Annotated in this window: 6 protein-coding genes; all 6 read right to left on the bottom strand. The window is 62.9% G+C overall.

Annotation, left to right across the window (positions count from 1 at the left end):
* The coding region (locus tag AC1D0P_RS21225; RefSeq protein ID WP_477678560.1) for an alpha/beta fold hydrolase at positions 1 to 776 on the bottom strand (776 nt) is incomplete at its 3' end.
* Positions 777 to 944: 168 nt separating this feature from the next.
* Positions 945 to 1775 carry a 2OG-Fe(II) oxygenase gene (locus AC1D0P_RS21220; RefSeq protein WP_477678559.1) on the bottom strand — a complete coding sequence of 277 codons (831 nt, stop codon included), beginning with the start codon at positions 1773 to 1775 and terminating at the stop codon, positions 945 to 947.
* A 33-nt stretch (positions 1776 to 1808) separates the two neighbouring features.
* Positions 1809 to 2585, bottom strand: a complete 777-nt coding sequence (yaaA, locus tag AC1D0P_RS21215) for a peroxide stress protein YaaA (RefSeq protein WP_477678558.1) — start codon at positions 2583 to 2585, stop codon at positions 1809 to 1811.
* A gap of 104 nt (positions 2586 to 2689) precedes the next feature.
* Entirely contained in the window at positions 2690 to 3280 is a 591-nt protein-coding gene (locus AC1D0P_RS21210) for a DUF3501 family protein (RefSeq protein WP_477678557.1), read from the bottom strand.
* A gap of 17 nt (positions 3281 to 3297) precedes the next feature.
* Positions 3298 to 4647 carry a heterodisulfide reductase-related iron-sulfur binding cluster gene (locus AC1D0P_RS21205; RefSeq protein WP_477678556.1) on the bottom strand — a complete coding sequence of 450 codons (1350 nt, stop codon included), beginning with the start codon at positions 4645 to 4647 and terminating at the stop codon, positions 3298 to 3300.
* Between the two features lie 101 nt (positions 4648 to 4748).
* Positions 4749 to 5171: a rubrerythrin family protein gene (locus tag AC1D0P_RS21200; RefSeq protein WP_411879083.1), complete on the bottom strand. Its 423-nt coding sequence runs from the start codon at positions 5169 to 5171 to the stop codon at positions 4749 to 4751.
* Positions 5172 to 5361: the final 190 nt, after the last annotated feature.

Genomic DNA, 5361 nt, shown 5'->3' with positions numbered 1-5361 from the left:
GCCGTGTCCTGGCCGCAGGCCATGGGCACCAGCGGGTCGGCGCTGCCGTGCAGCACCAGCGTGGGCGCCGTCACCCTGGCCAGCGCCGCGGCGCGCGTGCTGTCGGCGGCAATCGCCACCATCTGGCGCACAACGCCCTGTGGGTGGAAGCTGCGCTGCGCCGCCGCAGCGACTTTCTCACGCAGCTCGGCATCGGGCGTGGGAAAACCAGGGCTGCCGATGGCTTTCAGCAGCCTGGCGGTGTGGTCCACGGCGGCCTGCACGCCCTTGCCGGCCGGACGGCTCAGCAGCACGCGGGTCACGGCCGGGCTGGCTTCGGGCAGGCCGCGCGCGCCGCTGGAACTCATGATGCTGGACAGGCTCAGCAGCCGCGAAGGCGCGAGCACCGCCAGGCGCTGCGCGACCATGCCGCCCATGCTGACACCCACCACATGCGCTTTGGCGATGTTGAGCGCGTCCAGCACGCCCAGGGTGTCGGCGGCCATGTCTTCGATGCTGTAAGGCGCGCGTATGCGCCAGCCCAGGCGGAACTTGAGCCCCTCCCAGAGCAGGCTGGGCGTGCCCAGGTGGTCGAAGTGCTGGGACAAGCCTATGTCGCGGTTGTCAAGGCGCACAACGCGAAAACCCGCATCGGCAATCGCCTGCACCATGGCCGGCGGCCAGGCGATCAGCTGCATGCCCAGGCCCATGATGAGCAGCACCACGGGGCGGCCGGTGGTGTCGCCGGGGTGGGTGACTTCGATTTCAATATCGATCTGGTTGGCTTTGATTTTCATGGTGGATTATGGTCCCCGCCCCAAGCACACTGATCATCCGGTTTTCAATCTGCGTAAATCTGCGAAATCTGCGGATGAACTCTTTATCCACAGATTTCGCAGATTTACGCAGATTAAGACATCATGATTTGAAGTCTTCGTTCAGCCTATAGAGATAAGGGATGAAGTTCAAATGAATTCCCTTTCTCGGAGCCACTTGGTGGCAATCCACTTCTCGCCCGTTTTTACGGGCTCGCCACCGTGCAGCGTCAAGCTGGCCGGATGCGCCAGCGCATAGCTGAAAAATACCGCACTGCCGCGCTGCGGCCGCACGCGAAGGCCTATGTCGGGAAATACCGTGGCGCCGCCTTCGTCAGGTTCCTGCAAATACATGATCAGGCTGGCCACGCGCTGGCCGCCGCGGCGCAGGATGGCCGCGGTGCCGGGCTCGCCGGGGTCGAAGTAGTCGTAGTGCGGTTTGTACTCGGCGCCGCGCCGGTAGCGCAGCACCTGCAGGCCTTCGCCGTTCTGCACCGGCCAGTTCAGCAGCTTGGCGATGCGGGCCTCGATGCGGCTGACCACCTCGTTCTCGCCGCGTGTGTAGAACATGCCGTGGCTGGTGCGGTCGTGGTTCAATTCTTCGCCGCCGGTGCGGATGTCCACGGTCAGCGAGCGCGCCAGGCGCGGCTCGGCCGCTTCCATCAGTGCCTCGCATTCGGCCGTGCTGAGCAGGTTGCCGAAGACCCAGAGTTCGGGCGCGCTGCGATGCTCACTCACCGTCACCCATTTGTCGCCCGCGTCCACCATGGCGCCGGAGGCATCGGCCTTGACCCAGGGCACGGCCTGCGCGGGCTGCGGTATCGCGGCGACGGGCGCCGGCAGGCCCAGGGCCTGGTTGGCGGCGGCCGCGTGCCAGCCGGCATCCAGCAGCGCCTGGAAAACCTCGTGCGGCGTGTAGCCGGCCGCGAGTTGCGCCGCCACCCAGTCCTGCATCTCGCGCGTGAGGGTCTGGGCTTGCATGGCGGGCTGGCCGGGTGAGTGGCTGGGGGCCGTTCAGGCGGCCTGTGCGCGCCGGAACACCAGCCGGTCGGGTCCGGAGGCCTTGGGGTCGAAGCGGTAACCCTCAACGTCAAAGCCTTCAAGTTTTTTGACCGTGGCAATTTTTTTCTCGATCGCGTAGCGCGCCATGAGGCCGCGCGCGCGCTTGGCGAAGAAGCTGATGACCTTGTACTTGCCGCCCTTGAACTCCTCGAACACGCAACTCACCACACGCGCCTTGAGCGCCTTGCGGTCCACGGCCTTGAAGTACTCCTCGCTGGCCAGGTTGACGATGACGGGCGAGGTGTCGGCCGCGGCGCGCTCATTGAGGTAGGCGGAAATCTGCGAGCCCCAGAACTGGTAGAGGTTTTTGCCCTGGAGCGTGGCCAGTGCCGTGCCCATTTCGAGCCGGTAGGGCTGCATGCGGTCCAGCGGCCGCAGCACCCCGTAAAGGCCGCTCAGGATGCAGAGATGGTCTTGCGCCCAGGCGAGCTGCGCCTCGTTCAGTGTTTTGGCATTGAGGCCGCCATACACATCGCCGTCAAAGGCCAGCGCGGCCTGTTTGGAATTTTTCGCGGTGAACCTGGGCGACCAGGCCTGGTAGCGCGCCACGTTCAGGCCGGCCAGTGCATCGGAGAGTTTCATCAGCGTGCCGATCTGCTGCGGGGTCCGGGTCTTGAGCACGTCAATCAGTTGGGCTGACTGGCGCGTGAAGAGGGGTTGGGTGTGGGTGGCGACGTGCGGCGGCGTGTCGTAGTCCAGCGACTTGGCCGGCGAGATGAGAAACAGCATGCTTGGAATTGTTGGAGTAAGGGCGAACCCCCCACTTTACGACAGCCGGGCTGAGGTACGGCCCGCAGCCCGCAGAACCCTTGAAACCCTCTCGAGAGCTGCTCCTAATGCAGGTCGCTGGCCAGTGATGCCAGGGTTTCCGCTGCGATCGTCGTATGCGCCGGGTAATGCGTGTGGTCGCAGCCCAGCTTGACACTGGCGCCGGCCTTGACCGCCGCGCACATGGCCTGGTCCAGCTCGAAGCGCACAAAATGGACGGCCGAGGTTTTCTCGTCATTTTCACGGTCCATGTCCTCATCGGCGATCGCGTAGACACGCGCATGGCCTTCGACTTCCACAAACATGCGGTCTTCCACGCCTATCAGCCGCGCCAGTTCGCGTTTTCGCTCGTTGACGTCGGGGTACTCCAGCATCAGCGTGCCCTTCCAGTTGCCGCCGTCGGGCACCAGCGGGGCATAGGCTTCGATCTCTTGCTCTATCCCTTCCTCTTCAAAGATCTTTTCCACGCGCAGCATCTCCTGGATCTGGTAGCGGATGCTGGTTTCGCTTTCAAACTGCAGGTTGATGTGCTCCCCCAGGCGTACGCTGCGCAGCTTGCGGTGGGCGATGATGGCGGCCTTGTTCTCCTTGCGGTATTTGCTGTAGGCCTCCAGGGTCATCAGGGAATCGCGGGTGATCTTTCCGGTGGTCTTCATGGCGGCGTCCTCATGGCTTACTTGAGGCCGTAGGCCGTGCGTATCAAAGTGAGCGGATGCTTTTGCGGCGGCGCGCCCAGGCTGTTGACCTCAAAACCCTGGGCGATGTGGTGGCCGCCCAGCGGACAGTCGCTGCTGATCACGTCGGGCAGGCCGCCGTCCTTGTGGCTGGCCATGGCCTTGAACAGCGGCTTGCCGATCTTCATGGCTTGCTGGTGGTAGGGCACCTTGACGCCGAAAGTGCCGGCATGGCCCGAACAGCGCTCGTGCGTGTGCACACTGGTGCCGGGCACCATCTTGAGCATCTCTTCGGTTTTTTTACCGATGTTCTGCACCCGGCCGTGGCAGGGGATCTGGTAGCTGACCTTGCCCAGCGGCGTGCTGAACTCCGTCTTGAGCARGCCGTCGCGTTTGCGCGCCATCAGGTATTCGAACGGGTCCCACATGTGCTCCTTGACGAGCTGCACCTCGGCATCATCGGGGTACATCAGCGGCAGTTCCTGCTTGAACATCAGGGTGCAGCTGGGCACGGCGCTCAGGATGGCGTAGCCGTCTTTCGCGTACTTCACCAGTATCGGGATGTTGGCCTCCTTGCTGGCGTTCACCGATACCAGGTCGCCGAGCTCCAGCTTGGGCATGCCGCAGCATTTTTCCTTGTCGACCAGCACATAGGGCACTTCGTTGTGGTCCAGCACCTTGAGCAGGTCGTGGCCTATGCCGGGCTCGTTGTAGTTGATGTAGCAGGTGGAATAAATCACCACCTTGCCGGGTGTCTTGGCGCCGTCTTTCACCGCGTGCGGCGGTGATTCGGGCGCGCCGGAACGGAACTTCTTCGTGGCAAGGTCCGGCAGCCAGGCATTCTTGTCGACGCCCAGTACTTTTTCCATCACGGCGCGCGCCGGTTTGGTCTTGTTGACAGCATTGGCCACCTGGACCACGATGGGGATGCCGGCGAACTGGCCGTGCACGTCGGTGGACGATAAAAACCTTTCCCCCGCGCCGACTTCGCCTTTCTTGAACTTGATGGCTTTGGCGCGCAGCATGGTGTGGGGGAAGTCGAGGTTGAACTCGTGCGGCGGCACATAGGGGCACTTGGTCATGTAGCAGAGGTCGCACATATAGCACTGGTCGACCACCTTCATGTAGTCCTTCTTGTCCACGCCGTCGACCTCGCCGGTCTTGCTTTCGTCGACCAGGTCGAAGAGTGTGGGGAAAGCGCCGCACAGGCTCACGCAGCGGCGGCAGCCATGGCAGATGTCGAAGATGCGCTCCATCTCGTGGAGGGCCGCGTCTTCGTTGTAGAAGTCAGGGTTTTTCCAGTCGATCGCGTGGCGCGTGGGCGCCTGGAGGTTGCCTTCTGTGGCCATGCTTGCCTCTTCTTTTGAATCTCAGGTGGAGTTTGAGAAAGGACTCTCGTACGGAATCTTTTCCAAAACCCGCCACGCCTTGCGGCGCAGCGAGAAGTCAATTAATCGACCAGCTCTGCTAGAGCCTTGGTGTAGCGATTGGCGTGTGAACGCTCAGCTTTTGCCAGGGTCTCAAACCAGTCGGCCACTTCGTCGTGGCCTTCGTCGCGCGCGGTCTTGGCCATGCCGGGGTACATGTCGGTGTACTCGTGGGTTTCGCCGGCCACGGCGGATGCGAGGTTGTCGCGCGTGGCGCCGAAGGGCATGCCGGTGGCGGGGTCGCCGCATTGCTCCAGCCATTCGAGATGGCCGTGGGCATGGCCGGTTTCACCTTCCGCGGTGGAGCGGAACAGCGCCGCGACATCGGGCTGGCCTTCAACGTCGGCCTTGTTCGCAAAATAGAGGTAGCGGCGGTTGGCCTGCGATTCGCCGGCAAATGCGGCTTTCAGGTTCTCTTCCGTCCTGGAGCCTTTAAGAGCAGCCATGGAAATCTCCTTCGTGGGTTGATGGATGAACAAATCGCCAATGCTTCAAGCCAAGCCGCAGATGTCCAGCGCGAGGACTGAAGACTAGGGCCTGTTAACGCTATTTATGCAAGATGCGTTGCGAGTCAAAAAGGCCTTGAGCAAGGCGCAAAACGCAGGCGGGGTGAACCCCGTCAAGGCTTTGCAACGC

Source organism: Polaromonas sp. P1_G2, from assembly GCF_056405515.1.
Note: the sequence above shows the minus strand (reverse complement) of the source record. Positions and strands in the feature narration are given on the sequence as shown.